General features: G+C 74.7%; 17 protein-coding genes. 7 read left to right on the forward strand and 10 right to left on the reverse strand.

Annotated elements, in window-relative coordinates; genetic code table 11:
• Window positions 1-60: 60 nt before the first annotated feature.
• From EJK16_RS18240 to EJK16_RS18250, 3 genes are all read right to left on the reverse strand, one after another.
• On the reverse strand, window positions 61-4,122 hold the full coding sequence (locus EJK16_RS18240; RefSeq protein WP_240646156.1) for a multicopper oxidase domain-containing protein: 4,062 nt from the start codon (window positions 4,120-4,122) through the stop codon (window positions 61-63).
• Window positions 4,119-4,904, reverse strand: a complete 786-nt coding sequence (locus tag EJK16_RS18245; protein ID WP_127131925.1) for a metalloregulator ArsR/SmtB family transcription factor — start codon at window positions 4,902-4,904, stop codon at window positions 4,119-4,121. The genes EJK16_RS18240 and EJK16_RS18245 overlap by 4 nt, the downstream gene beginning before the upstream one ends.
• A gap of 180 nt (window positions 4,905-5,084) precedes the next feature.
• A complete protein-coding gene (locus tag EJK16_RS18250; RefSeq protein WP_127131927.1) occupies window positions 5,085-5,384 on the reverse strand; it encodes an SHOCT domain-containing protein in 300 nt (99 codons plus the stop codon).
• Window positions 5,385-6,085: 701 nt separating this feature from the next.
• Between EJK16_RS18250 and EJK16_RS18255 the strand changes: the two genes are divergently transcribed.
• The 4 genes from EJK16_RS18255 to EJK16_RS18270 all read left to right on the forward strand — a co-directional run bounded on the left by EJK16_RS18255 (window position 6,086) and on the right by EJK16_RS18270 (window position 10,575).
• Window positions 6,086-7,423 carry a glycine betaine/L-proline ABC transporter ATP-binding protein gene (locus EJK16_RS18255; RefSeq protein WP_127131929.1) on the forward strand — a complete coding sequence of 446 codons (1,338 nt, stop codon included), beginning with the start codon at window positions 6,086-6,088 and terminating at the stop codon, window positions 7,421-7,423.
• Window positions 7,420-8,289 carry a proline/glycine betaine ABC transporter permease gene (locus EJK16_RS18260; RefSeq protein WP_127131931.1) on the forward strand — a complete coding sequence of 290 codons (870 nt, stop codon included), beginning with the start codon at window positions 7,420-7,422 and terminating at the stop codon, window positions 8,287-8,289. The genes EJK16_RS18255 and EJK16_RS18260 overlap by 4 nt, the downstream gene beginning before the upstream one ends.
• 161 nt (window positions 8,290-8,450) lie before the next feature.
• Complete coding sequence (locus tag EJK16_RS18265; protein ID WP_127131933.1) at window positions 8,451-9,356, forward strand: glycine betaine ABC transporter substrate-binding protein; 906 nt, start codon at window positions 8,451-8,453, stop codon at window positions 9,354-9,356.
• Between the two features lie 256 nt (window positions 9,357-9,612).
• Window positions 9,613-10,575, forward strand: a complete 963-nt coding sequence (locus EJK16_RS18270) for a hypothetical protein (RefSeq protein WP_127131935.1) — start codon at window positions 9,613-9,615, stop codon at window positions 10,573-10,575.
• Here the strand turns inward: EJK16_RS18270 and EJK16_RS18275 are convergent.
• The 4 genes from EJK16_RS18275 to EJK16_RS18290 form a co-directional block, all read right to left on the reverse strand.
• The gene (locus tag EJK16_RS18275) at window positions 10,572-12,707 is read right to left on the reverse strand and encodes a glycogen debranching N-terminal domain-containing protein (protein ID WP_127131937.1); all 2,136 of its coding nucleotides are present in this window, start codon (window positions 12,705-12,707) and stop codon (window positions 10,572-10,574) included. The genes EJK16_RS18270 and EJK16_RS18275 overlap by 4 nt on opposite strands.
• Window positions 12,708-13,140: 433 nt before the next feature.
• Complete coding sequence (locus tag EJK16_RS18280) at window positions 13,141-14,091, reverse strand: cation diffusion facilitator family transporter (protein WP_127131939.1); 951 nt, start codon at window positions 14,089-14,091, stop codon at window positions 13,141-13,143.
• Between the two features lie 164 nt (window positions 14,092-14,255).
• A complete protein-coding gene (locus tag EJK16_RS18285; protein ID WP_127131941.1) occupies window positions 14,256-14,492 on the reverse strand; it encodes a Trm112 family protein in 237 nt (78 codons plus the stop codon).
• 86 nt (window positions 14,493-14,578) lie between these two features.
• Window positions 14,579-14,986, reverse strand: coding sequence for a DUF3499 domain-containing protein (locus tag EJK16_RS18290; RefSeq protein ID WP_127131943.1), 408 nt, complete (start codon window positions 14,984-14,986; stop codon window positions 14,579-14,581).
• A 124-nt stretch (window positions 14,987-15,110) separates the two neighbouring features.
• Here EJK16_RS18290 and EJK16_RS18295 point away from each other — a divergent pair, with 124 nt between their 5' ends.
• Entirely contained in the window at window positions 15,111-15,575 is a 465-nt protein-coding gene (locus EJK16_RS18295) for a metallopeptidase family protein (protein WP_240646157.1), read from the forward strand.
• A gap of 139 nt (window positions 15,576-15,714) precedes the next feature.
• On the forward strand, window positions 15,715-16,392 hold the full coding sequence (locus EJK16_RS18300; protein ID WP_127131945.1) for an alpha/beta hydrolase: 678 nt from the start codon (window positions 15,715-15,717) through the stop codon (window positions 16,390-16,392).
• Window positions 16,393-17,015: 623 nt separating this feature from the next.
• Here the strand turns inward: EJK16_RS18300 and EJK16_RS18305 are convergent.
• The 3 genes from EJK16_RS18305 to EJK16_RS18315 are packed head-to-tail and all read right to left on the reverse strand — an operon-like array spanning window position 17,016 to window position 23,419.
• A complete protein-coding gene (locus EJK16_RS18305) occupies window positions 17,016-19,268 on the reverse strand; it encodes a DUF5719 family protein (protein WP_127131947.1) in 2,253 nt (750 codons plus the stop codon).
• On the reverse strand, window positions 19,268-23,131 hold the full coding sequence (locus tag EJK16_RS18310) for a glycosyltransferase (protein WP_127131949.1): 3,864 nt from the start codon (window positions 23,129-23,131) through the stop codon (window positions 19,268-19,270). Before EJK16_RS18310 ends, EJK16_RS18305 begins: the two co-directional genes overlap by 1 nt.
• A gap of 30 nt (window positions 23,132-23,161) precedes the next feature.
• A complete protein-coding gene (locus EJK16_RS18315; RefSeq protein ID WP_205739844.1) occupies window positions 23,162-23,419 on the reverse strand; it encodes a WhiB family transcriptional regulator in 258 nt (85 codons plus the stop codon).
• A 582-nt stretch (window positions 23,420-24,001) separates the two neighbouring features.
• On the opposite strand from EJK16_RS18315, the gene EJK16_RS18320 reads away from it, so the two are divergent.
• Window positions 24,002-24,772 carry a TIGR03089 family protein gene (locus EJK16_RS18320; protein WP_127131951.1) on the forward strand — a complete coding sequence of 257 codons (771 nt, stop codon included), beginning with the start codon at window positions 24,002-24,004 and terminating at the stop codon, window positions 24,770-24,772.
• Window positions 24,773-24,863: the final 91 nt, after the last annotated feature.

Below are 24,863 nucleotides of genomic sequence, written 5' to 3' on the forward strand. Positions count from 1 at the left end.
CGCCGTCCACCGGGCCGGCGCCGTCCACCGGGCCGGCGCCGTCCTCACCAGGCCGGCGCCTCAGTCGGTCACGCGGAACAGCCCGTGCGCGCCGCGCTCGGCGTCGACCATGGCGTGGGAGACGAACGGGTAGCTGCCGGCCTCGGGGAAGGTCAGCTCGACGAAGCCGCCCTGCGCCGCCACCAGCGGCAGCACCTGCGCGCCGCCCGTCGGGTCGCCGCCGGCACCCGCCCCCGGGCCGCCGAGGCGGTAGGCGCCCTCGGTGTAGACCGTGTCGAACTGGCCGCCGACCACGTGAAAGGCGCTGCCGCGGGAGGGCCCGGCGTCGAGGACCCACACGCGCACTCGCTCGCCGACCCTCGCCGCGAGCGGCGCGTGGTCGTACTGGTTCGCGTACCCGTTGAAGACCGTCAGGTCCGGCGCCTCGGCGGCGATCTTGTCGGCGTCCGCGGGGCCGCCCACCGCGCCGAGGTACATCTCGGACTGGACGAGCACGTACTCGCGGTCCACCGGCGGGATGCCTGGCGGGTCGATGATCACGGCGCCGAACATGCCGTTGGCGATGTGCATCGACATCGGCATGGTCGAGCAGTGGTACATCCAGATGCCGCTGCGGGTGGCGGTGAACCGGTAGGTCAGGGACTCCCCCGGCGCGATGGTGCGCATCGGCCCATCGGGCGCGAGCGCGCCGGCGTGGAAGTCGATCGAGTGGCCGATCGTGCCGTCGTTGACGAGGGTGATGTCGAAGACGTCGCCGACCTTCCCCCGGAGCGTGGGCCCGGGCGCGGTGCCGCCCAAGGTCCACCGTTCCTGGGTGACGCCGGGCGCCACCTCGGCCTGGATCTCGCCGACGGTTAGGGTCATCTCGTGCACCGTGGCGGCGGGGGCGGGTGGCAGGGCGGCGTCACGGGCCGCGAAGCCCTCCCCGGGCTCGGCCTGGAGGTCGAGCAGGTCGGCGGCGGGCGCGCCGGCGGTGCCGGAGCCGCCGGAGTGGCCCATGCCGGCCATGCCGGTCGCGTCGCGGGTCCCGGTCCCGTCGCCGGAGGTCGCGCCGCCCGACGTCGCGCCGCCCGGCGCCGCGGCTCCGCCGTCGTCCCCCGCGCCGACGGCGACGACCTGGAGCGTCATGCCCATCTGGCGGTGCCCGGCGACGGAGCACCAGCCGTCGAGGTCGCGGCCGACGACGCCGACGTCGACGCTCGCCGTCTCCCCCACGCTCAGGCGACCGGTGGTCGCACCGGTCTCGAGGACGAGGTCGTGCACGTCCGTGCCGGTGTTGGTCAGCTCGATGACGAGCGCGTTGCCCACGGGCACCTCGATGACGTCCGGGGTGAAGCGCATCCCCTCGACGGTCACCCGGGCCGTCGTCGTCTGCCCGGTCGCGGCCACGTCCGCGGAGGCGGCGGAGGCGCCGAGGCCCGCGGCGGCCGGGTCGCCGGCCACGCCGAGGACGACGGCGAGCGCCACGGCGCCCACGCCCCAGGCGCCCCCGAGCCGGCGGCGCACCGGCGGCGGCCCCACGCGCAGACTCCCCGCGACGACGTCGTCCGCGCGCGCGGTGCGCACGCGGGCCCAGCCGGCCCGGGCCAGAAGCACGAGGAAGCCGGTCAGGGCCGCCAGGCCGAGCATCGACGTCGTGACCCGCACCAGCGAGGGCAGCGGCAGCAGGAAGAGGATCAGGCACAGGTTGAGCGTCACCACGCGCGCGGCCGCGGCGCGGTCCATCTCCTCGTTGACGGCGCGCACGACCCGCGGTCCCCCGCCGAGCATGACCGGCGCGAGGTAGCTCAGTGCCCCGACGAGCACCTGCCCGGCGAAGCCCGCGGCGAACGGCGCGCGCAGGACGCCGAGGGACCCGGCCGCGTCGGCCCAGCCCGGCGCGGCGGCGACGACCACGCCGAGCGTCAGCACGCAGAACGCGAACCAGCCGAGGGCGGCCGCGGCGGAGAAGGTGGCGAAGGACCGCGGCGGCTTGCCCCGCGCGATCGTCACCATGGGGCGCACGAGCACCGCGATGCCGGCCACGTAGGCCACGGCGCCGGCGAGGACGAGCGGGCGCAGCGTCGTCAGCGCGCCGAGGTCGACGACGACGAGCCCGGCGAGCAGCGGCCACATCGCCCGGCCGGCGGCGAGCGGGGCGCCGGGGGCCATCTTCGTGCGCAGCATCGTCGGCCAGAGCACGACGAGGGTCCCGAGCACCGTCAGCCCGACGAAGCCCATGAGCATCGTGGCCACGTGCGCGACGTAGAGCTGGCCCTGCGTGGCGGCGTCCGTGGCGGCGCGGGCGAGGAAGATCCCGAGGACCGCGCCGGTCGCCAGGGCGGCGACGGCGGCGACGTAGTACCGCGACAGCGCGCCGAACCGGGCCATGAGCGCGCCGCGGCGCTGGCGGAGGATGACGGCGCCGTGCGCGAGGGCCGCGAGCGCGACGAGCGCCCCGCCGCCGTCCACGAGGGCCCCCCGGCCGGTGGACATCCCGACGACGACGCCGATGGCGCCGAGGTTGTACACCGCCAGACGCGCGACCATGAAGCGCTGCCCGCCCGGGGCCGGGCGGCCCAGGAGCGTGTCGGCGAAGTGCCCGGACCAGATGAGGATCGCCGAGCCGACCGCGCCCAGCAGCATCATGTGGGTGAGCAGCCAGGCGGAGCCCGGGAGCCACCGGTGGGCGACCGCGACGACGAAGGCCGCGACGAACCACGCCACCACGACCGCGTTGGCGCGTTCGTGCCAGGTGCGCCGGCTCAGGCGGGGCTTGTCGGGGCTGAGGACGGGGAGGGTCACGAGTCGGCTCCGGTCACGGGTCGGTCGGCGGCCGGGCCGGCGGGGCGAGGCGCGCCCGACACCGGGCCCGCGGGGCGAGGTGCGCCCGACACCGGGCCGGCGGGGCGGCGGGCGGCGCGGCGCCGTCAGCACGGCCCACGCCGCGACGCCGACGAACCCCAGGACCGCGACGATGTTGAACGTCCCGCCCAGCTGCACCGCCCAGGTGAGGTCACGGGCGTCCCCCACCGCCAGGCGGAACACGAGGGAGGCGTGCAGCAGTGCCACCGGTGCGTACATGACGGGGTGGTAGGGCAGCGGCCGGCGCAGCACGGCCGGCAGGATCACCGGCGCGTGCGCCATGATCATCGAGATGACGTAGCCGAGCATGACCGCGTGCAGGACGGCGTCGTAGCCGGGCCCCGCGGTCACCGCCCCGCCCAGGGCCCAGACCGCGCCGCCGACGGCGAGCCAGCCGTAGCCGGCGAGCAGGCTGGCTGCGATGTAGCGGGGCAGGCCGGTGGCGTGCACGGTGCGGCGGGCGACGTCCTTGGCCGCGAGCCAGCCGGCGATGGCGAGCAGGCTCAGCCCCACCAGGGTGAAGCCGGCCTCCGGCGCGAGCAGGGTGACGACGGCGGAGCCCAGGAGCGCGACGGCGAGACCCAGCGCCGTACGGGTCGCGGCCGCGGAGAGGGCCTCGAGACGCGAGAGCTCGAGGCGCTCGCCGAAGATGGTCAGCACGAGATAGCCGGCCAGCCACGGCGTGAGGTCGGGCACGGGCACGCCGCCCGCCCACAGCACCGCGGAGCAGAGGGCCATGACGGCGCCGAGGACCTGGATCGTCACCGCGGCGGCCGGCTGACGCGCGAAGAGCTGCCGGTAGACGAGGAGCAGCAGGACCTGCGCGAGCACGAGCAGGACCCGCCCGGCGACCGGTGGCAGCGGTGCAATCAGCGCCACCGCGGCCAGCCCGGAGGCGGCCGGGGCCGCGTAGCCCCAGGGCCGCCCGAGCGCGACCGCCCGCTCCAGGGCGATGACGGTGCCGACGAAGCCGAGCACCATGAGCGGGCCATGAACGTCGGGCAGGCCCGTGAGTCCCAGCGCGGGAGCGAGGTACTGCGGGAGCCCCAGCAGTCCGAGCGCCGCGTCGAGCCCGAAGAGCAGGGCCACGCCGCCGGGCAGGAGGAAGGCGAGGCGGAAGCCGGTGCGCGTGCGCAGCGGCCGCACCCCGGCGGGGCCCGTTCGGCGGGTGCTGTCGGGGGCCGCGGGGCGGGTAGCGTCGGGGGCTGCCGCGCGGGCGTCGGTGGAGTCAGCCGGGCGCGCGTCGGGGGAGTCAGCCGCGCGGGCGCCGGTGTTCACTGGCGCGCCCCCGCGCTCATCGTGCTGCGGAGCGGCCCGACCCGTAGCCCGTCCTCGGCGTCGTCCGTGCCCGGCAGGCGCCGCGCGACGTGGAGGAGGCACGCCCCGGGCTCGACGAACGCCTCGAGGCTGACCTTGTCGGCGTCGACGTCCTCGGCGGCGAGGATCTCCCGCGCCATGCCCAGGTGCGCGCTGCACACCACGTGCGGGTGCTCCTGCGCCAGCGCCAGCACGGGGCACCGGTGCAGGCGCAGCGTTGCGCCGTCGTCGTCCACCTCCGGCTCGAAGCCGACGCGGTCCAGCCGCTGCCGCAGGTGCTCGACGGCACCCGTGACCGCCCGCCCGCCGGCCCGCCGGGAGGTGGCGGCGCCGTGCTCCGGGTCGCGCGCGACGATCGTGCGCCCCCAGGCACGCCCTGCCTCGCGTGCGTGGTGGCGCAGCGTCGGGCCGTCGGGAAGCACCTCGGTGAGGTACGAGACGAGCACCTGGGCGAGGACGGCGTACTCGGGGCTCGCGAAGGACGCCTCGGGCGAGTAGGTGTACACGGAGGCGGGTCGGCCGCGGCCCGCCGGGGCCAGGTGGTCACGCCGGGCGAGGCCCGCGCCGGTGAGCCCCTCGAGGTGCTCGCGGACGGTGTTGGGGTGCTGGGCGAGCAGCTCGGCGACCCGCGCGACGGTCATGGGCTCGTCACGCTCGACGAGCAGGTCGAGGACGGCGCGGCGCGGCGCACTCAGACGGTCGCGCCGGCTAGACCTGGCTGGTCTCGGACCCCATTTAGTCACGCTTCGACCGTACTTATTGGCTCCTTCTCACTGATGGGACGAACGTCCCGGCCTGTCGCGGCCCCCACTTGCCCCACAAACGGTGCTGGAGTGGCAGATGAGGCACGGAACTGCCGGCAAGTCGTGCACTCCTCTCCCACTCGTGGGGAAACTCGCCCATCGGGTGGGGACGTCGTCGCGCTATCCGTCCATGAACCGGCGGCGCTCCTGGTACTCCTCAGCGCCGATCTCCCCGCGTGCGAAGCGCTCGTCGAGAATCTGGCGCGCCCCGCTCAGCCCGCCGGGCATGACGCCGCCCTGCATGGGGCCGCCCTGCGGGTACCGGTTCGCCCCGCCCTGCCACTGCATCGCGCCACCGCCGCCCCCGCCGCGGAGCATGCGCACGGCGACGATGACCAGCACGACGATTCCCGCGATCATCAGCAACCCGAAAAGGAACGCGATGGCGCCCCAGCCCCAGCCCATTCCGCCTCCGTACATGGCCCTGCCCACCCTTCTCCGAGACGTACCCGCCGGCGCCGCCTGACCGCCTTCGGTGCGACCGCCCCGGCGCCCTTCCTTGGGCCCGTCCGACCGGCCGCCTTGCCGTTCGCGCACGAGTCTCCCTGTCGTCGATGATCGCGCCCCGGGACGGGGCTGGGAAGAGCCTGGACGTGGGGCGCCGTGTCGGTGTGCAACGCGAGGTGCCCGGAACGCGTGTGAGCGTGCGTACGTGGACGCCCGCGCCGCCCGCCTGCACGAGTGCGCGCCTCCCGCGCGCACGAGGGCGCGCCTCGCGCCGCACGTGAGCGTGCACACGCGACACCGGACAGCGAGTGACCCGATCCACAAACCTCACCGGCGCGCCTGCTTTTTACATCACAAACCGGTCACAATTCGTTCACCTCCCAGACCCGGACTTATCCGCGGCAGGGCAGCGAATACCCCATGTCGATCCGCTGAACACGGCAGGCAGAGGGGGCTAGCGGGATCACCACATGTTTGCCATGGTGGAGTGTCCAGTTTCCATAGATCGCCCATGACCCCTGCCCCGGCGGCCCTGCAGAGCCGCCGCGCCCGGCGGGGGACGTGCACCCGTCCCGGGTGTGGCTCCCCATTTTGGAGCCCGTCGTGCGATCACCGCGTGGACGGCAGTGCGCCTCGTACCGGCGCCGCCTGACGCGCTCAATCGGATCCAAGAGGTGAACGTGAGCGCACTACGCGCAGAGCACGTCTACAAGGTCTTCGGCCGTCGTCCGGCCGAGGCGATCAAGCGGCTGCGGGCCGGCAAGAGCCGGGACGAGGTCAAGCCGTTCGGCACGGCCGCCGTCATCGACGCCTCCTTCGAGGTGAACTCGGGCGAGACCTTCGTCGTCATGGGCCTGTCGGGCTCCGGCAAGTCCACCCTTATCCGCACGCTCAACGGCCTGCTTCCCCCCACCGCGGGCACCATCAGCATCGACGGCGCAGACATCTCCAACGTCTCCGCGTCCGAGCTGCGCGACATCCGCCGGAAGAAGATCTCCATGGTCTTCCAGCACTTCGCGCTCCTGCCCCACCGCACGGTGCTCGACAACGCCGCCTACCCCCTCGAGATCCAGGGCGTCGGCAAGGCTGAGCGGCGCAAGAAGGCCGCCGAGTCGCTGGGCCTGACCGGCCTCGCCGGCTGGGAGGACTCCCTGCCCTCGCAGCTCTCCGGCGGCATGCGCCAGCGCGTGGGCCTGGCTCGCGCGCTCGCCGCGGACACCGACATCCTGCTCATGGACGAGGCGTTCTCCGCCCTCGACCCGCTGATCCGCCGCGAGATGCAGGAACAGCTCGTCGAGCTCCAGACCACCCTGGGCAAGACGATCATCTTCATCACGCACGACCTCAACGAGGCCATGTACCTCGGCGACCGCATCGCCGTCATGCGCGACGGCCGGATCGTCCAGATCGGCACCGCGGAGAAGATCCTCACCGAGCCGGCCGACGAGTACGTGACACAGTTCGTCGCCGACGTCGACCGCTCCCGGGTCCTCACCGCCGGCTCGCTCATGGACCGGCCGATCGTGACCGTGCCGCTGACCGGCGGCCCCGCCCTCGCCCTGCGCGAGATGCGCGGCGCCCATGCCTCCGCGGCCTACGTCGTCGACCGTCGCCGCGTCCTCCACGGCTCCGTGTACGACGACGAGCTCCTCACCGCGCACCGCTCGGGCGCCGAGTCGCTCGACGGGCTCGTCCACCCCGACCGTTCCGCGGTCAAGGCCGACACGCCCCTCGCGGAGATGTTCGCCCCCGCCGCCGAGGCGCGCCTGCCCCTGGCCGTGGTCGACGACGGCGGCCGGCTGCTCGGCGTCGTCCCGCGCGTGGCGCTGCTGGAGGCGATGGCCCCCGCCGGGGAGAGCGCCGCCTCCGCCGGCACCCCGGACGACGGCGAGGTGGACCTCGTCGCGAACACGGCCCCGGCCGATGCCGCGGGCATGTCCGCCGACGCGACCACCGACTATGACGCCACGACAGCCTCCGTCGTCGCCGGCGCGAAGGGAGACGCACGATGACCGAGGCCATTTACCACATCCCGGTGGGCGTCTGGGCCGACGCGGTCGTCGACTGGCTCACCGCCAACGTCGGGCGCACGTTCGACTACGTCCGACTCATCCTCGGGTGGGGCTACGACTTCCTCGCCCTGGTGCTGTCCACCCCGCCCTTCTGGGCCGTCGCCATCGTGCTCGCCGCGATCGCCTACTTCGCCAAGGGCTGGAAGCTGGCCCTGGCCTCGCTGGTCGGGTTCGCCGTGATCTACGGCGTCGACCAGTGGGACAACGCCATGGCGACCCTCGCGCTGGTGCTCGTCGCGAGCCTCATCGCGCTGGTCATCGCCATCCCGGTCGGCATCCTCGCCGCGCGCAACCACGCGGTCTCCACGATCGTGCGCCCGGTCCTGGACTTCATGCAGACGATGCCCGCGTTTGTCTACCTCATCCCCGCCGTCGTGCTCTTCCGCGTCGGCGTGGTCCCCGGTCTCGTCGCCACGGTGATCTTCGCGATCGCCCCCGGCGTGCGCATGACCGAGCTGGGCATCCGGCAGGTCGACTCCGAGGTCGTCGAGGCGGGGCACGCCTTCGGCGCCACCCCCGGGCGCATCCTGCGCCAGATCCAGCTGCCGCTGGCGATGCCGACCATCATGGCCGGCGTCAACCAGGTGATCATGCTGGCCCTGTCGATGGTGGTCATCTCCGGCATGGTCGGCGCCGACGGCCTCGGCCAGGACGTGGTCCAGGCCCTGCAGCGCGTCGACATCGGCCTGGGCGTCGAGGCCGGCCTGTCCGTCGTCATCCTGGCGATGTTCCTCGACCGCGTCACCGCGGCCCTGGGCGACCGCTCGCCCGTGTCCCGGGCGCTGAAGATCCGCGCCGAGCACTGACGCCGCGGGCCCGGCGGCGGACCGCCGCCGGGCCGGCATCCCAGAAGCCCAGGCGCTGAAGACCCGCGCCTACCGCTGACGCCGCGGGCCCGACGGCGCACCGTCGCCGAGCCCGCAACCGACACTCGAGCGCGTTCGTGCGCTCACGAAAGGAACACCTGATGAAGCTCACGAAGCGCCGCGGGGCCGTCCTCGCCACCGCCGCCGCCCTGGCCGTCACCCTGGCCGCGTGCGGCCCCTCCCAGCTGAACGGCGCCGGCGCGGCCAGCGGTGGCGCCGCCGACGACACGATCAGCATCGGCGTCCACTCCGGCTGGGACGAGGGCATCGCCGTGTCCCACCTCTGGAAGAAGATCCTCCAGGACGAGGGCTACGACGTCGAGCTCGAGACCGCCGACGCCGGCGTCGTCTTCACCGCGCTCGCCGAGGGCGACTACGACCTCAACTTCGACACGTGGCTGCCGTTGACCCACGCCTCCTACCAGGAGCAGTACGGCGACCAGCTCGAGGACCTTGGCACCTGGTACACCGAGGCCAAGAACGTCATCGCCGTGAACGAGGACGCCCCGATCGACTCCCTCGCCGAGCTCGCCGACAACGCGGACCTCTTCGGCAACAAGCTCGTCGGCATCGAGGCGGGCGCGGGACTGACGGCCGCCACGCAGGACAAGGTCATCCCCACCTACGGGCTGGACAAGATGGAGTACCTCATCTCCTCGACCCCCGCGATGCTCGCCGAGCTGCAGTCGGCGACCTCGGCCGGCGCCAACGTCGCCGTGACCCTGTGGCAGCCGCACTGGGCCTTCGAGGCCTTCCCGATCAAGGCGCTCGAGGACCCCGAGAGCACGCTGGGCGCCGCCGAGGAGATCAAGACCATGGGCCACGGCGGGTTCGCCGAGGAGAATCCCGAGGTCGCCGGCTGGATCGGCAAGTTCACGATGACGTCGGAGCAGCTGTTCTCGCTTGAGAACCTCATGTTCAACGAGATGGGCGGCAAGGACAACGATGCCGCCGTCGAGCAGTGGCTGCAGGAGAACCCCGACTTCGTCGCGGGCATCACCGGCTGACCCTGCGCTCCATGCGCGCGTAGCGCCGACGATGCCGCGCCCGCTAGACCCAAGCACCACCCCGAACAGGGCGCCGCGCGCTAACCCGAAGAGTTCGTACGGATTATCCGTACGAACTCTTCGGCGTATGGCGTGGGCGTCGTCGCCGCCCCGGCCGCCCCGGCCATGCTGTCCACAGCGAACTCAGGCACCCGCGCCTCCACGGTGGTCCACAGCGGCAAAGACTCCGCGCCGCCCTATCCAGCACGCTCGCGTCATGACCAACGCCGACATCGCGAGCATCACCCGCACCGCCGCGAACCAGTACGACGTCATCACCCGGCAACAGCTCCTCGCCGCCGGTGCGACGCTGGACTGGATCAGCCGGCAGGTGCGCAACCGCCGGTGGCGGCGCCTTTTTCCCGGTGTCTACGTGGTGCACACAGGAACGGTCCGATGGCGGACCAGTGCGACTGCAGCCCTTCTGTACGCCGGGTCCGGCGCGGCGCTGAGCCACTCCAGCGCCGCGTTCCTCCACGGGCTGCGAGATCGGCCCGGGGAGCTCATCCACGTCTGCGTCCCGTCGAGCCGGCGTGTGCGACCACAACGCGGCCTCCGCATCCACGTGCGCGACCGCATGCCACCGGCGTGGGGCCACCTGCGGGCTACCTCACCAATAGCCACCGTGCTGGACCTGGCCAGCCTGAAGACGACGACCGAGGACGACGTCGTCGGGCTCGTGTGTGCGGCGGTTCAGAAAAACATCGACATCGCTGAAATTCTTACCGAGGTCGCGAGGCGGAAGCGGCAACGCCACCGCGCCCTGCTGCTTGACCTCGCCGCCGCGGTCGACCGCGGCATCGAGTCGCCCCTGGAGTACCGCTACCACCACATCGAGCGGACCCACGGCATGCCGCTCTCGGTGCTCCAGGTCAGGCAGGTCGTGGACCATCTCTGGCTTCGCGCCGACTGCATCTACGAGGGGCTCGGCGTAAGAGTCGAACTTGATGGTCAGCTCGCTCATCCGTTCGGACGCACCGAGGCGGACGTCTGGCGCGACAACGCGGTCCTCATCGGCACGACGGAGATCACCCTGCGGTATCGATGGTTCCACGTCGCGGTCACGCCGTGCCAGGTCGCCCGGCAAGTCGTCCTCGCCCTGCGCTCACGCGGTTGGCGAGGCGTTCCAAGAACGTGCGGTCCTGGTTGCGCCGTGGCGGAGCTGGCCGTCCCTGGCTAGTCGGGCGCGGCGACCGGCACGCTGCCGTGCGGCTCGATGGCGAGCGTCCCGAACAACAGCTGGACGTCCACCGGACCGCGCGGGCCGCGCAGGCCGACGACGCTCAGGTTCGGCAGGCCCTCGACGTCCGTGCGGCGCACCGCTACGCCGTCGGCCGTGGGCTCGAGGCCCAGCAGGCTGCGGACGTTCATCAGCAGCGACGCCGACGCCCAGGCCTGCGGGGAGCAGGACGCCGGGTAGGGCACCGGGGTGGGGACCTCGGCGCGGTCGAGCCCGGAGAAGAGCTCGGGCGGGCGGCCGCGGAAGAGCCTGGCGGTCTCCAGCGCGCCGTCGACCAGGCGGTCGACCACGTCCCACCGGCCGTAACGGGCCGCCCCGGCGATGCACAGGGCAGTGTCGTGGGGCCATACCGAGCCGTTGTGGTAGGCGAGCGGGTCGTAGGCGCCCATCGAGCTGGCAAGCGTCCGCAGGCCCCACCCGCTGAACATCTGGTCCGTGAGCAGCCGGTCGAGGTAGGCGTTGGCCAGCGCCGGCTCGGCGATGCCGCACCACAGGGCGTGCCCGGGGTTCGTGGTCAGGGAGTCGATGACGCGCCCGCGGCCGTCCACCCCCAGGGCGAACCAGCCGCGGGCGTCCCAGAAGACCTTGTTGAACCGGTCGCGCAGGCGCTCGGCCCGCTCGCGCAGCACGCGCGGCTCCTGCTGGAGGTGGACGCGCTCGGCGAGCTCGGCCGCGCCGAGCAGCGCCGCGTAGGCGTACGCCTGGACCTCCACGAGGTAGATCGGCGGCTCGGGCAGCGAGCCGTCGACGAAGGTGATGCCGTCCCAGGAGTCCTTCCACCCCTGGTTGGACAGCCCCTCCCGGCCGCGGCGGCGGTAGCCGATGAAGCCGTGCTCGGAGCGCGCCTCGCGCAGGATCCAGCCGACGGCGGCGTCGAGCGCGGGGGCCAGCTCGGTCAGCGCCGCGTCGTCGAGCGCGCCCCACCGGGCGGCCTCCGCGGCGAGGACCACGAACAGCGGGGTGGCGTCGACGGTGCCGTAGTAGCAGCTGTGCTCGGCGAAGGCTCCTGAGGCCCCGGGCTTGCGCACCTCGTGGAGGATCTTGCCGGGCTGTTCCTCGGAGAGGGGATCGTCCCTCCGGCCCTGGAGCTCGGCGAGCTCGGCGAGGACCCCGCCCGCCAGGTCCGGCAGGAAGGGCAGCGCCATGAGCGCGGTGAGCAGGGAGTCGCGGCCGAACAGGGTCATGTACCAGGGCGCGCCCGCGGCGATCATGGACCGGCCGGGATGACCCACGTCGGTCAGGCGCAAGGCGTCCAGGTCGTCCAGCGCCCTCGCGACGGAGGGCGCTAGCCGGGGGTCCGCGGAGACGACGCTCGGCTCCTCCGGCCGTGCCCGGCGCTCGGGTGTGGCGCCCAGCGGCAGGAACGTCGCTGGCTCCAGCGGGGCCTCCTCGCCACCGGCGACGGGGACGACGTGCAGGCGCACGTGCACCGAGCCGCGGGCCGGCACACGGAGGCGCCACATGAGCATGCCGGTCTCGGGATCACCGGCATGGGGCGCCGGCTCGGCGCGGAAGCGGGTGCTCAGGTCGAGGGACCCGGCGGGCAGGATCTGCCATCCGCCGTCGTGGGCGCTCAGGTGCCCGGGCGGATCGTGCTTGCCGGCCTTGACGTCGAAGACATGGGCGAAGTCCGCCGCCACGAACAGCCGCAGCACCACGTCGCGGTCGTGGCGCCCGGTCTCGCGCAGCTCGAGGTCGTCCAGCATCCCCCCGCCGAGCTGCCGCCTGCGCACGATCAGGCACGACGACGGCGCCATGGTGGTTCCGTCGAGGAGCCGCATGACGGTGACCGCCGAGGACGGCGTCGGCGTGCTGGATGCGAGGGTCTCCACGTGGGCGCCGTCGACCTGGATCATGAGGTGGCTCAGGTGCCGGCGGTCGTCGTAGACCAGCCCGTGGGTGCGCCCGCGCATCTGCCCGGCCCGGCCGCTGATCGCGAACGACCTGCCCTCGACGAGCGTCAGCTCCGCGGGTCCGCCGACCGACGGGACCGCCTCGGCCGCGGCGTCCAGGGGCGAGGCGTCAGAGGGCCCGGGGTCGGGCGACCCACCAGCAGATCCGTCGGTAGCCATGGGAACCAGTGTGGGACGCGGGGGCGGGCGCGTCGAGGGGCGTGTGCAGGTGCGGGCGAGGACTGGCGGTCGTCGTGTTCCGGGCGCTCGGTGGCGCGCACGGGCGGGCCGGTGGGGCGCGCGGCATTCAGCGCGGGCGGGTGCTCAGCGCGGCCGTGCGGTCAGCGCGGGCGGGTGCTCAGCGCGGCCGTGCGGTCAGCGCGGGCGGGTGCTCAGCGCGGCCGTGCGGTCAGCGCGGGCGGGTGCTCAGCGCAGCCGTGCGGTCAGCGCGGGCGGGTGCTCAGCGCAGCCGTGCGGTCAGCGCGGGCGGGTGCTCAGCGCAGCCGTGCGGTCAGCGCGGGCGGGTGCTCAGCGCAGCCGTGCGGTCAGCGCGGGCGGGTGCTCAGTGCGGCCGTGCGGTCAGCGCGGGCGGGTGCTCAGCGCGGCCCCGTGCTCAGTGCGTCGCGCTGTCCGTGCGCGCCCGGGGTGCACCGTCGGCGCGTAGGAGATCCGGCTCGATGTAGATCTGCAGGTGCAGCGGCACGGCCGCGCGCACGCGCACCTCGGCGGCGTCGATCGCCCGGGCGATCTGCTCGGCCGAGTCGTTCGCGGAGACGGCAACCTTGGCCGCGACCAGGACGTCGTCGGGGCCCAGGTGCAGCGTGCGCATGTGGATGACCTCGTCCACGCCCTCGCCCCGCAGGGCCTTCTCGATGGCGTCGTGGTGCGCGGGCAGCGCCGACTCCCCCAGCAGCATCGACGCCATCTCGCGCGCGAGGAAGATGGCGATGACCACGAGCAGGATGCCGATGGCCGCGGAGCCGACGGCGTCCCAGCGCCCGTCGTGGGTGGCCAGCGTCATGCCGACGCCGAAGAGGCCGAAGACCAGGCCGACGAGCGCGCCGAAGTCCTCGAGCAGGATGACGGGGATCTCCGGGGCACGTGAGGCCCGCACGTACTCCATGAGCGAGTGGCTCCCGCGCACGGCGTTGGCCTCCTTGATCGCCACCATGAAGGAGCGGCTTTCCAGGACGATCGCGAGGACCAGCACCACCACGGGCACCCACTGCCATGAGTCGATCGGGTGCGGCTCGGCGAACTTGTGCCATGCCTCGTACAACGCGAAGCACCCGCCGAGGCTGAACAGCACGATCGACACGATGAAGGCGTACACGTAGCGGGAGCGGCCGTACCCGAACTGGTGGACGCTCGAGGCCTTGCGCGCCGCCCGCTTGCCGCCCACGAGCAGCAGCACCTGGTTGCCGGAGTCGGCGACGGAGTGGATCGACTCGGCCAGCATGGAGCTCGAGCCCGTCAGCAGGTAGGCGACGAACTTCGCCACCGCGATCCCGATGTTCGCCGTCAGTGCGGCGATGATCGCCTTGGTCCCGCCGCTGGCCGACATGCGCTCTCCCCGTGCTCGATGTGACGAACCGTCAGGTCCGCGTCACAGGTTAGTGGGCATCGGTGAGACGCGCCCCGCCGGGCGGCCGGCGGGGCGCAACGCCCGCCGGGCGGCCGGCGGGTGGCAGCGCCCGCCGGGCGGCGCACCGCGGGGCGCCCGCCGGGTCAGTCGCCCTCGACGACCTTGTCGACGTGCCGCGCCTCGGACTCCAGCAGGATCGGGACGCCGTCGCGCACGGGGTAGGCGAGGGCGTTGACCTCGCTGGTCGAGACGAGCTCGGGCTCGCCGTCCGGGCCGACGCCGTCGACGAGCGGGGCGCCGGTGACGGGGCACCGGAGGATCTGGCGCACCCACGGGTCGATCGAGAGGATCGGGGTGCTGGTGCGGGAGGGTTCGCTCATGCCGGTGGCTCCTGAGGTCTGGGGGTCTGCCGCCAGCCTACGCGCGGGCGCGATCCCGGCCGTGTCCAGACAGGCGGGTCTGCGATCTACTCGCCGTCGCCCCGGAGCACCCGCAGGTGCCCGCGGCGCCCGATCTCGCCGTCGACGCCGGACTCGGGCAGGCGGTGGGTGACGGGCGCGGCCGACCCGGGGCGCATGGCCGGCGTGGACCGCTGCGGCTTCGTCCGGGAGGCCTCGCGCACGGCGTCCGCCAGGGCGACGAGGTCGTCGTCGGAGGGGCTCGCCGGCACGAAGTCGGTGGCGAGGCGGACCACGTCCCACCCGCGCGGGACGGTCAGGCGCTCGGCGTGGACCTCGCACAGGTCGTACGCGTGGGGCTCGGCCGAGGTGGACAACGGGCCGAGCACGGCGGTGGAGTCACCGTAGACATAGGTGAGGGTCGCCACGGCGGCTCGGGAGCAGGCTGACCTGCTGCACTGGCGGACTGCTCTCACAGCGGTTCAGGCTACCGCCTGGTGGGCACGGACCCGCGCTTCCGCGCCGTGAGACGCGCGACTCACTGCAGCGCGCCGTCCCGCCCCGGCTGCGGGTGCCCGACGGTCGACTAGCCTCGTGGGCGTGACTGACCCAGGGACGCCGTCGTCCGCGATGCCCGTGCGCCGCCCGGCGCGCCGCCGCGACCGGCACGGCCGGGGCCTGCGCGGCCCACTTCTGCCGCCGAACCTGCCGGGCTGGAAGACGCGCGGCGACAAGTTCGACGACGTCGTGCTGCGCTCCGTGCGCCGCCTCGAGCGGCGGTGGGCGAAGCAGCTCGACGGGGTGGAGTTCGCCGTGGAGGAGGTCCCGCCCTCGGACCCGGCGCCGTGGGAGCACCGTACGGTCGCGCTCGGCCGGTACTTCCCCGCCGACTCCGCGTCCGGGCTCACCCACCGGATCGTCGTCTACCGCCGGCCGGTGCTCGCCCGGTGCGAGGACCCGGAGGAGATCGAGCTGCTCGTGCGCGTCGTGCTGGTCGAGGAGGTCGCGGGCATGCTGGGCCGGGCCCCGGAGGAGATCGACCCGGAGTATCCGGGCGAGGAGTGAGGCCGCCCGGACCCGGCGAGCCTGACCGGACCGGACCGGCACCGAGGACTTTTTTCGCTCCGCGCTCGTCCTAATCAGGGGTAATCTTCGTCCGATCGGATGGAAGGCCGAGAAGCCCCTCCGTCACACCGAGCGATCGGTGCACAGCCACACCGCCCGGGAGGCGACCATGATGGACCCGTCGCAGCCGGTCATCGAACGGTGGGGCGCGTCGCTGAACTTCGCCACCACCGCTGTGCTCGCGGTCCACGGGCCCGGCCAGGACGCCAGCCACATGCGCGACCTCGCTGCGCGGGTGGCCGACCCGGGGGCCGCCTACTTCGCGCCGCAGGCGCCCGGCGGGCACTGGTTCCCCGAGAGGGTCACCGAGCCGTTCGAGGTCAACCAGCCCGAGCTCGACGAGTCGCTCGAAGCCGTCCTCGCCACCCTCACGCACATCATGCGCTCGGGTTTCGCGCCGGCGCGCACCGTGCTGCTGGGCTTCTCGCAGGGCGCGTGCCTCCTGGCGCACCACATCGTCACCTCCAGGGTGGCTTTCGGCGGTGCCGTCCTCCTCGGCGGCGGCTACCTCGGGCCGGACGGGACGGCGGCACCCGTGACCAGCCGCTGGGACGGGCGGCCCGTCTTCCTCGGGCTCTCCCGCGAGGACCCATGGGTCCCCCTCTCGCGCGCCGAGGAGACCGCCGACGTGCTGCGCCGGCGCGGGGCCGACGTGGAGCTGCGCGTCTACCGCGGGGCCCGCCTGGCTCCGAACGACGACCAGGTGCGCGCCGCGCGCGACGTGCTCGCCCGGGTGCGGGGCGAACAGGCGGCGTAGGGGTGTGCCAGGCCAGGCGACGTAGGGGTGTGCCAGCCCAGGCGACGTAGGGGTGTGCCAGCCCAGGCGACGTAGGGGTGTGCAAGGTGTCTCGGCGGTATTGGGCAAGCGCTCGCGGGTGATCCGGCGCTCGCTCTCAGCTCCTTCCCTGGCTCCGGCCTCCCTCAGTCCGCCGCCCGGGGTCCTCGTCCGTCCGGCCCCGCGCGGATCGCGCCGCAAAGCGGTGCCGGAGTGGCTGCTGAGGCGAAATCGACGCCAAATGTGCCCCCATGAGCGGCGTTTGTGGCGCGATCCGCGCGCCATCGCTCCTGCACACCCCCAGCGGACCCACCCGAGGTCGCCTTGCGGCTTGGAACTGCCCGGATCGATGCCGTGCGTCCCCGCGAACCCGCTGAAGTCGCGTTATGGCGACATCTCTGTGGTTCGTCACCGCACAACCGCACGGACGAACCGGGCGTCGCCCGGATCGCGCCGCAAAGCGATGCCGGAGTGGCTGCTGAGGCGAAATCGGCGCCAAATGTGCCCCCATGAGCGGCGTTTGTGGCGCGATCCGGGCGCGATGGCTCCCGCACACCCCGCGGACCCATCCGAGATCGCGTTGAGGCCCAAATGCGTACTGATCGCTACCGCACATCCACGCGGACGGACCGGGCGTCGTGCGGATCGGTCGTGAGTGGCAGCACTGAGATGAGCTCGCCATCGGCCGCCTGGGCGGTGAGCACCACAGCCGCCACCACGCCAGCCGCCGAGGCGGCCGGGGCCGAGCCGGTCGAGCCGCCCGCCCCGTCCTCGGCGCTGACCTGCACGGCGATGACGTCCTGCCCGAGCTGGGCGACGGCGGTGGAGACCGTGCTCCGCGCCGGGACTCGCATCTGGACAGCCTCGCCCGCGGCTCCGCGCGCGGTGACCGGCACCAGCTCCACCGTCGTGGCGTCCGCAGCGGGGTTCGTCAGCGCGACGGTCGCGGCGCTGACCAGCTGCCCCAGCCCGGGCACCATCAACGTCCCGGTGCGCACGGGCTCGGCCGCGGCGGTCCACGCCCGGTCGACCGGCGCGACGTCCGGGTCGAGGGCGCCGGCCTGCCCCGTGCGGGCGAGCACGACGGCGCCCGTGACCGGATTGTCCGCGGTGATCTCGACGGCGTAGACGCCGGGCGCGACGCCGGTGAGCGAGAGGTCCATCACCGCGCCGGGGTCGAGCGCGACCGACTCCGCGCCGGGCAGGGCCTGCTCCCCGTCGGCGCCGAGGAGCCGCACCGACGCGGTCGCCGTGGACTCCCCCGGGTTGACCAGCCGCACGGCCGACGTCACGGCGTCGTCCACGCCGGACTCCCCCAGCACCACGCCGGGCACCGCGAGATGGAGCGCCGGGGCGCGGGTGGGTGTGACGGCGTCGATGCCCGCGGGCACCACGCCATTCAGCTGAAGGTCCTGCACGGCGGCGGTGACCTCGCCACCGGAGGCCTCGACGCGCAGGGCGAGGCGGGGGTCCCCGGTCGTGGCGCCCTCGAGCAGCACCGCCGTACTGCTGCGCGGCGCGACGACGATGTCGCTGAGCCGCGGCGCGTCGACCAGCCCGAGCGAGGTCCACAGGGTGACGTCGACTGTGGCCGGGGTCTGCCCGGGGTTCGTGAGCTGCAGCTGTGCGCTCTGACCGGGCTCCGTCCCGCCGCCGACCAGCCACGTCGTGGACGCCGGCGCCTGGCACGCGGCCGCGGTGAGACCGCGCAGGTCGCCCGCGTCGGTCCGTGCGACGGTGGCCCCGGCCATGAGGGCGGTGACGCCGTCGACCGGCTGGGCGGTGAGGACGCCGACGCCGGCCGGGTCGGTGAGCGCGGCGCGCACCTGGCCCGCGCGGTCGAGCGCCTGCGGCGCGCCGCCGCCGAGCGGGGTGTAGGTGGCCTCGGCCGGGCTGCCGCCGGCGCGGGGCAGGGTGAGCAGCTGGGTGCGGGTCGCGGGCGTGACCGCGGCCGGGTCGACCTCGGGTCCCACGGACATGCCCGCGCCGGCGGTCAGCGCCGGCGGAGCGGCACAGACGGCGGAGACCGGCCCGGCCGGGACGTCGACGCGGGTGGCCGGGACCGCGGTCGCCTCGGGCGGCGCGAAGTACTGCCCGGCGACGACGGCGCCCGCGGCGGCGGCGAGCACGACCAGCGCGGAGGTGGTCGCCCCGACGCGCCGCAGCACGGTCCGCCCGCGCGCGAGGCGCGGGGCGACGGGCTCGGCGCGCTCGTCCGGCTCGTCGTCGGGCTCGTCGGGCGAGGGCTCGTGCGGGATCTCGGCGGGCACGCCTGTGTGTCGGCGCCCCGCCCGGCGCCGGGTGGGCGCCGCGGCGGGCGGCGCGGCGGGCTGGTGAGCCGGCTCGGGCTCCGCCTGCTCGGTCACGACGGCAGCCTCGGCATACCCCGGCTCGTTGGTCGACGTTACCGAGCGGGCGCCGGACTCGGCAGGCTCCGGCTCCGGCTCGTTGGTCGGCGTACCCGCGTGGGCGCCCATGTCCGCGGCCACGTCGGGGACCGAGGCGGTGTGCTCGTGCGCGGGCTCGGCGGCCGCGTCGGAGACCCCGGCATCGCCGGACGCCGGCTCGGTGGACGCATGGGCACCGCCCTGCGCCGGCTCGGTGGACGCGTGGGCACCGCCCTGCGCCGGCTCGGTGGACGCATGGGCACCCCCCTGCGCCGGCTCGGTGGACGCATGGGCACCGCCCTGCGCCGGCTCCGCGACGGCATGCGCTCTGCCCTGGACGGGCTCGGTGGCCAGGTCAGCCGCCGAGCCACCGCCGACCGGTGCGTCGCCGTCGCCGGCCGGGCCGCCGTCGGCGCGCTCAACCTCCGAAGCATCCGTACGGTTCTCGGGATCGTGTTCGTTCTCGCGCATCAGTGCACCTCCCGGCGACGTCGGACTGGCAGGGCCAGCAGCAGGGTCAGCCCGAGGACGATCCCCTGCGCCCACGCCCACGCCGCACCCAGGGGTGGCTCGTACTTCACGGTCAACGTCCCGGTGTGGGCCGGCAGCTCGAAGCTCTGGTGCCACCCGTCGGTCGTGGCGCGCAGCGGCCGGCCGTCGTACCAGGCGTGCCAGCCGGCGTCCGCCCGCTCGGCGAGGACCAGCGCGCGGCCCTCGGGTCCGCTCGGCAGCACCGTCTCGATCTCCACGACGCCGGCGGCGACGTCCTGCACCCAGGCGCCTTCCGCGTCGACCACGCGGGCACGGGCCACGGAGCTCGCTGTGTCCTCCCCCTCGCCCCGGGCGACGCGCCAGATGACGCCGGACTCGTTCTCGGTGATCCGCTCGAGGCCGGCGGTGGAGTCGAGCCGGGAGATCAGCTCGGTGCGCGCGGCCGTCGTGGGCTCGGCGCCGGCCAGCACGTAGGTGGCCTCCGGCGGCACCACGACGATGCCGACGGCGTGCTCGCCGAGGACGGCGGCGGGGTCCTGCGCCGCACCGACGGCCAGGCCGGCGACCGCCTGGGCGAGCTCGGCGTCCGCGGCGTCTGCGGCGCCCGCGGAGCCCGCAGCGCTTGCGGAGCCCGCGGCGGCCGCCTCGCCGGCCGGGCGTGCCGTGGGGGCGCCGACCAGCTCGCGGGCCGCCACGGCGGCGGACGTCCCGGTCAGCTGGGCGCCGGGGCCGCGCCAGACCTCGGCACGGACGGTGTCGCCGACGGGCTTGAGCGCGAGCACGCGCGAGCGCAGGCCGGAGGCTTGCATCTCGGCGGCCACGGCGGGCACGGCCTCGGCGGCGCGGGCGTGGACGCTGAGGAGCTCGGTGGGCGCGTGGTACCCGGGGCGCACGGCCACCAGCCAGCCGGCGGCCGTGACGAGCGGGCCCGCGAACGCCGCCACGCTGAGCGCCGCGGCGCCGACCTGGCGCCAGCCGAAGCTGCGGGTCCCGAGGGCCCCGCGCAGCCCGTCGCCGCCGCTGACCGCCGCGACGAGCAGGCCGAGCACCGCGAGGCTGACGCCGGGGCCGGCCCACCCGCGCACCATCTCGGTCGCCGCGGCGAGCCCGGTGCCCACGGCCACGTCGGTCCGTGCACCGGCCAGGGCCGCGACGATCCCGACGACGGCGACCACCCAGCCGACGCGGACGGCGCGCCCACGGCGGGTCCCGCGGAGCATCGCGGCGAGGGCCGCGAGCACAAGGGTGGCGCCGCCGGCGAGCATGCCGTGCTGCGCGGCCCAGCCGAGCCAGCCGCCGGCGCTGGCGTCGAGGCCGGGGAATGCGGGCGGCCGGGCCGGCCAGCCGAGCACCGCGAGCCAGGGGGCGCCGGGTGCGGAGGCATAGGCGACCCCGGGGTCGGCCAGCAGCAGGCGCCAGCTGCCCGCGCCGACGTCGCGCAGGGTCTCGACGAGCAGCGGGCCCAGCAGCGCCAGCGCGGGGAGCGGGACGGCGAGGACGAGGAGTCGGCGGCGCGGCACCGCGACGGCGAGGAGCAGGACCAGCACGACCGAAGCCGGCAGCAGGACCGGCGCGCCGGCGGCCGCGACGGCCAGGGCGAGGCCGGCGCCCGCGGCGGCGGCGATGGAGCCGGCGTGGCTGCGGGTGTGGTCGGTGCGGGAAAGGTCGGCGTGGCCGGCCGTGGAGGCTTCGTGCTCGGGAGCGTCGGCATCGCCGACGGCGGAGGCACCGTGCGCGGCGCCGCGCGTGGGGACGGCTACCGCTCCCGATGTGGCGACGCCCTGCGGGGCAACGCCGCCCTGCGCGGCCGCTGCCGCCGGTGCCCCCGCGGCCTGTGCCCCTGCCGTCTGCGCGGCCCCTGCACCCTCCGCGGCCCCTGCCGCCTGCGCCCGCTCCGCCGCCTGCGCGGCCACGCGCTCCCGGCTCCGGGCGAGCGCGGTGCGCTTCGCGCCGGCGAGCCCGGGCAGGATGATGTCGCGCCGGTCCACGCCGACCGCCCGAGCGATCCCCAGGGCCACCCACGGCAGCATCACGTGCGCGACGACGGCGCCGAGGCGCCCCTGCCCGGTCCCGAGCAGCAGGGCCGGCGCGAGCGCCCACACGAGCGCCGCCCAGGCCCGGAGGCCGACGGAGCGGGTCGCCGCGCCGGCCGCGAACCAGGCGCCGACCCCGGCGAGCGGGATGGCGAGGACCACGAGCGCCGATATCAGGGGGTTCGCGGTCGCACCGAACGGTGCGACCAGCACCATGGCCACGGCGAGGACCTGCATCATCGGGTCCGCGGGGCCGGGGTTGCCGGCGCCGCCGGTGACCCAGCCGGAGCGGGCGGCGCGCCACACGTCGGCGAGGGTGGCGTCGGCGGGCAGCAGCGCCCCACCGGTCAGGGCGCCGCTGAGGACGACGGGCAGGTAGGTCGCCAGCGAGACGACGACAAGGAGGAGGGCCAGCAGCGACAGGGTCACCCGGCGCCGGTGGGCCAGCGCGGCGCGCTCGGCGATCTCGAGCTCGCTAGGCGCCTGGGCGGCGCGGCGCGCGGCGGCGGCCTGGCGGCGGACGTCGCGCTTGGCGCGCCGAATCTCGCCCGACGTGGCCTGCAACGGCCGGAGGGAGCGGGCGGGGATCCGCCGGGCCTGGCGCGAGCGGCGGCGCGCGGACCACAGGGCGCGCGGGCGGCCGAGGACCGCCAGGACGCTGGTCAGCTCCGCGGCCGCGAGACCAATCTCCTTGGTGGCCACGCGCGACAGGGCGCGCACCGGCGCGAGCACGAGGAACGCCACGACCAGCAGCGGCATGAGCGCGCCGGGGACGGCCACGAGGGCGTTGTGCAGCTGCGCGCGACGCCGGGCCGGGAACGACCGGCGCGGGTCGGGACCCTCGGGTGCGAGGGACGCGCCGCGGACCACCCCGCCGCCGCGCTGGCCCAGGAGGGAGGCCCGGGCGTGGAAGACGACGGCGGTGGGGACCACGACGACGCGGTGCCCGGCCAGGCGCGCGCGGCGGGAGAGGTCGAGGCCGTCGCCGAAGGGCCCGAGGACGGGGTCGGTGCCGCCGAGCTCGGTCCACACGTCCAGGCGCACCAGGGCGCCCGCGGTGCCGACGGCGAGGACGTCCTCGCGGTGATCGTGCTGCCCCTGGTCGATCTCGCCGGGCTCGATGTCCGCCACGCGGCGCCCGCTGCGGGTCGTGCGCAGGCCGACCTCGAGGAGCCGGTCGGGCTCGGACCAATCGCGCTGCTTGGCGCCCGCGATGGCCACCGATCGGCCGGACTCGGCGGCGTGCAGCAGCCGGTCGAGCGCCTCGGGCGCGGGCGCGGAGTCGTCGTGGAGCAGCCAGAGCCACTCGGGCCGCGCCTGGCGGTCCGGCTCCGTGCCGTGGGCCCCCACGGCGCGCATCTCCCCGGAGGTGATGGGCGAGAGCTCGCCGGTCAGCCCGGCCCACGACGCACCGGTGGCACCGGCCCCGAAGAGCGAGCCGCCGTGCGACCCCGTCAGGACGCCGCCCGGCCGCTTCGCCGCCCGGCGGGCCGCGCGCTCGATCAGCGCCGCGTACTCGACCAGGCCCTGGCGGACGGCCTCACCGAACGTGCCCGCCTCGGGCGCCCGCACCACCCGCACGCGGGCGACCTCCTCCAGGCCCGCGTCGGTCACGGCCTCCTGGACGGGGATGCCGGTGCCGAGGTCACGCCCGGGCGCCCCCACGTCGACCACGAGGACGACGTCGGGCGCATGGGTCTGCCCCGCGATCCCGGCGAGGGTGCGGGGCAGGTAGGCGGAGACGCCGGCGCTGACCACCACGGCGAGCGTGGAGGGTCGTGCGGGATGAACCGGGAGGGGAGAAGCCACAGGCAATTGTGCCGCCATAGGGCGGGCGCCTCAGACCGCGCGGCGCTTGAGCTTGCGACGCTCGCGCTCGGACAGGCCGCCCCAGATACCGAAGCGCTCGTCGTTGGCCAGCGCATACTCCAGGCACGCGGAACGTACCTCGCAGGAGGTGCACACGCGCTTGGCCTCGCGGGTGGAGCCGCCCTTCTCGGGGAAGAACGCCTCCGGGTCCGTCTGCGCGCACAGGGCGCGCTCCTGCCAGCCGAGGACGCCCTCGTCCTCGTCGTCCACCGCGTGGAGCAGGTGCAGGACGTCCGAGTCGACGACATGCTCGGCGGCGGCCGTGCCCGAGACCAGCGGACCCTCACCGAGAATGTTCCACACGGCGTTTCCCCCTCTTCCTCATGATTTCTCTAGTACCGAATTACACGCGTGTCATCCCCGGCAGTCAAGCCCGGAAGTGCTATAGACCGGCCGAAATTGTGGCCCAGGGCACCACTGCGGCGTGTCGTGCGGCGTGTCGTTATGGTTTCGCAACGTTGCCGTCCGGACCGTGACGCTCTGAAACTCGTCAACGTGCGACGGGAGAGGCGTCCTTTTTGAAGCGCCTTCGCCCAGTATGGCGAAGGAGGGCAGCCTGCGAACCCTTATCAGACGCCCCGTCCCGGCATTTGCGCCTAACTCGGCTGCGCCAGGGGCGCTGCTCGTGCGGGACAGGGCCACCGGGCGCGCGGGCCGGGTACGCCGCTCGCGCGGACAGGGCGCCAGCCGGGTGTAGCAGCCCCGGTCGCCACGCACTCTGCCCCTGCCGGCATCTCTCGACCCCGCGCGCCGGGCTCCGGACGCCCCATCCGGCCAAAGGTCGCTCGGGCAGCCAATAGGCTCGAGCGCATGACTTTTCCCGCGACGCTCCCCGGTCAGCTGCTGGACACCTTTCTCAGTTCCGGCGCCTCCAGCCCCCGCCTGACCTGGTACGGCGTCGGGGGCGAGCGCACCGAGCTTTCCGGGCGCGTCCTGGCCAACTGGGTCACCAAGGCGGCCAACCTGCTCGTGGAGGAGGCCGACGCCGAGCCCGGCACCAAGGTGGTCCTCGACCTGCCCGTGCACTGGCGGGCACTGGTCTGGGCGCTCGGGGCCTGGACCACCGGGGCCCAGCTGGTGCTGCCGGGCGCGGAGGACGTCGAGGACGACGTCGCCGTGGTCGTCACGACGCACCCGGACCAGGCGCCCGGCGCCGGCGCGGCCGACCTGGTCCTCGCCGTCGCCCTGCCCGCCCTCGCCATGCGCTGGGACGGCGCGGACCTGCCTTCCGGCGTCGTCGACGCCGCCGCCGAGCTCATGACCTACGGGGACCGCCTCGGCTACGTCAGCGAGCCCGAGGACGACGACCTCGCCCTGACCAGCGACGAGCTCGAGGCCACCTTCGGCGAGCTCGCGTCGTGGTCCGCGGGCAGCGGGGAGCTCGGCGAGCAGGAGGTCGAGGACAACGACGACGTCACGGAGATCCGGGTCCTCGTCTCCCCCACCTCCATGGAGAAGCTCCTGGAGCAGGCGCTGGCGGTGTGGCAGGCGCGCGGCTCCCTCGTGCTGGCCGAGCCCGGTACCCCCGCGGATGCGCTCGAGCGGATCGCCGAGGAGGAGCGCGTCGAGCTGCGCTGGTAGCTGCCGCCCGCGGGTGCTCGACAGCGGGCGGCCGGCGGCCGCCCGCCGCGCCGGACCTTCGCCGGCCGCGCCGGACCCTCGCCGGCCGCCC

The organism is Georgenia sp. SYP-B2076 (genome assembly GCF_003991205.1).
Classification (GTDB): Bacteria; Actinomycetota; Actinomycetes; order Actinomycetales; family Actinomycetaceae; genus Georgenia.

Coding starts and splice junctions, on each gene's coding strand:
- EJK16_RS18320 (WP_127131951.1), top strand. CDS start 24,002: ATGACTTTTCCCGCGACGCTCCCCGGTCAGCTGCTGGACACCTTTCTC.
- EJK16_RS18265 (WP_127131933.1), top strand. CDS start 8,451: ATGAAGCTCACGAAGCGCCGCGGGGCCGTCCTCGCCACCGCCGCCGCC.
- EJK16_RS18270 (WP_127131935.1), top strand. CDS start 9,613: ATGACCAACGCCGACATCGCGAGCATCACCCGCACCGCCGCGAACCAG.
- EJK16_RS18285 (WP_127131941.1), bottom strand. CDS start 14,492: ATGAGCGAACCCTCCCGCACCAGCACCCCGATCCTCTCGATCGACCCG.
- EJK16_RS18280 (WP_127131939.1), bottom strand. CDS start 14,091: ATGTCGGCCAGCGGCGGGACCAAGGCGATCATCGCCGCACTGACGGCG.
- EJK16_RS18275 (WP_127131937.1), bottom strand. CDS start 12,707: ATGGCTACCGACGGATCTGCTGGTGGGTCGCCCGACCCCGGGCCCTCT.
- EJK16_RS18305 (WP_127131947.1), bottom strand. CDS start 19,268: ATGCGCGAGAACGAACACGATCCCGAGAACCGTACGGATGCTTCGGAG.
- EJK16_RS18260 (WP_127131931.1), top strand. CDS start 7,420: ATGACCGAGGCCATTTACCACATCCCGGTGGGCGTCTGGGCCGACGCG.
- EJK16_RS18250 (WP_127131927.1), bottom strand. CDS start 5,384: ATGTACGGAGGCGGAATGGGCTGGGGCTGGGGCGCCATCGCGTTCCTT.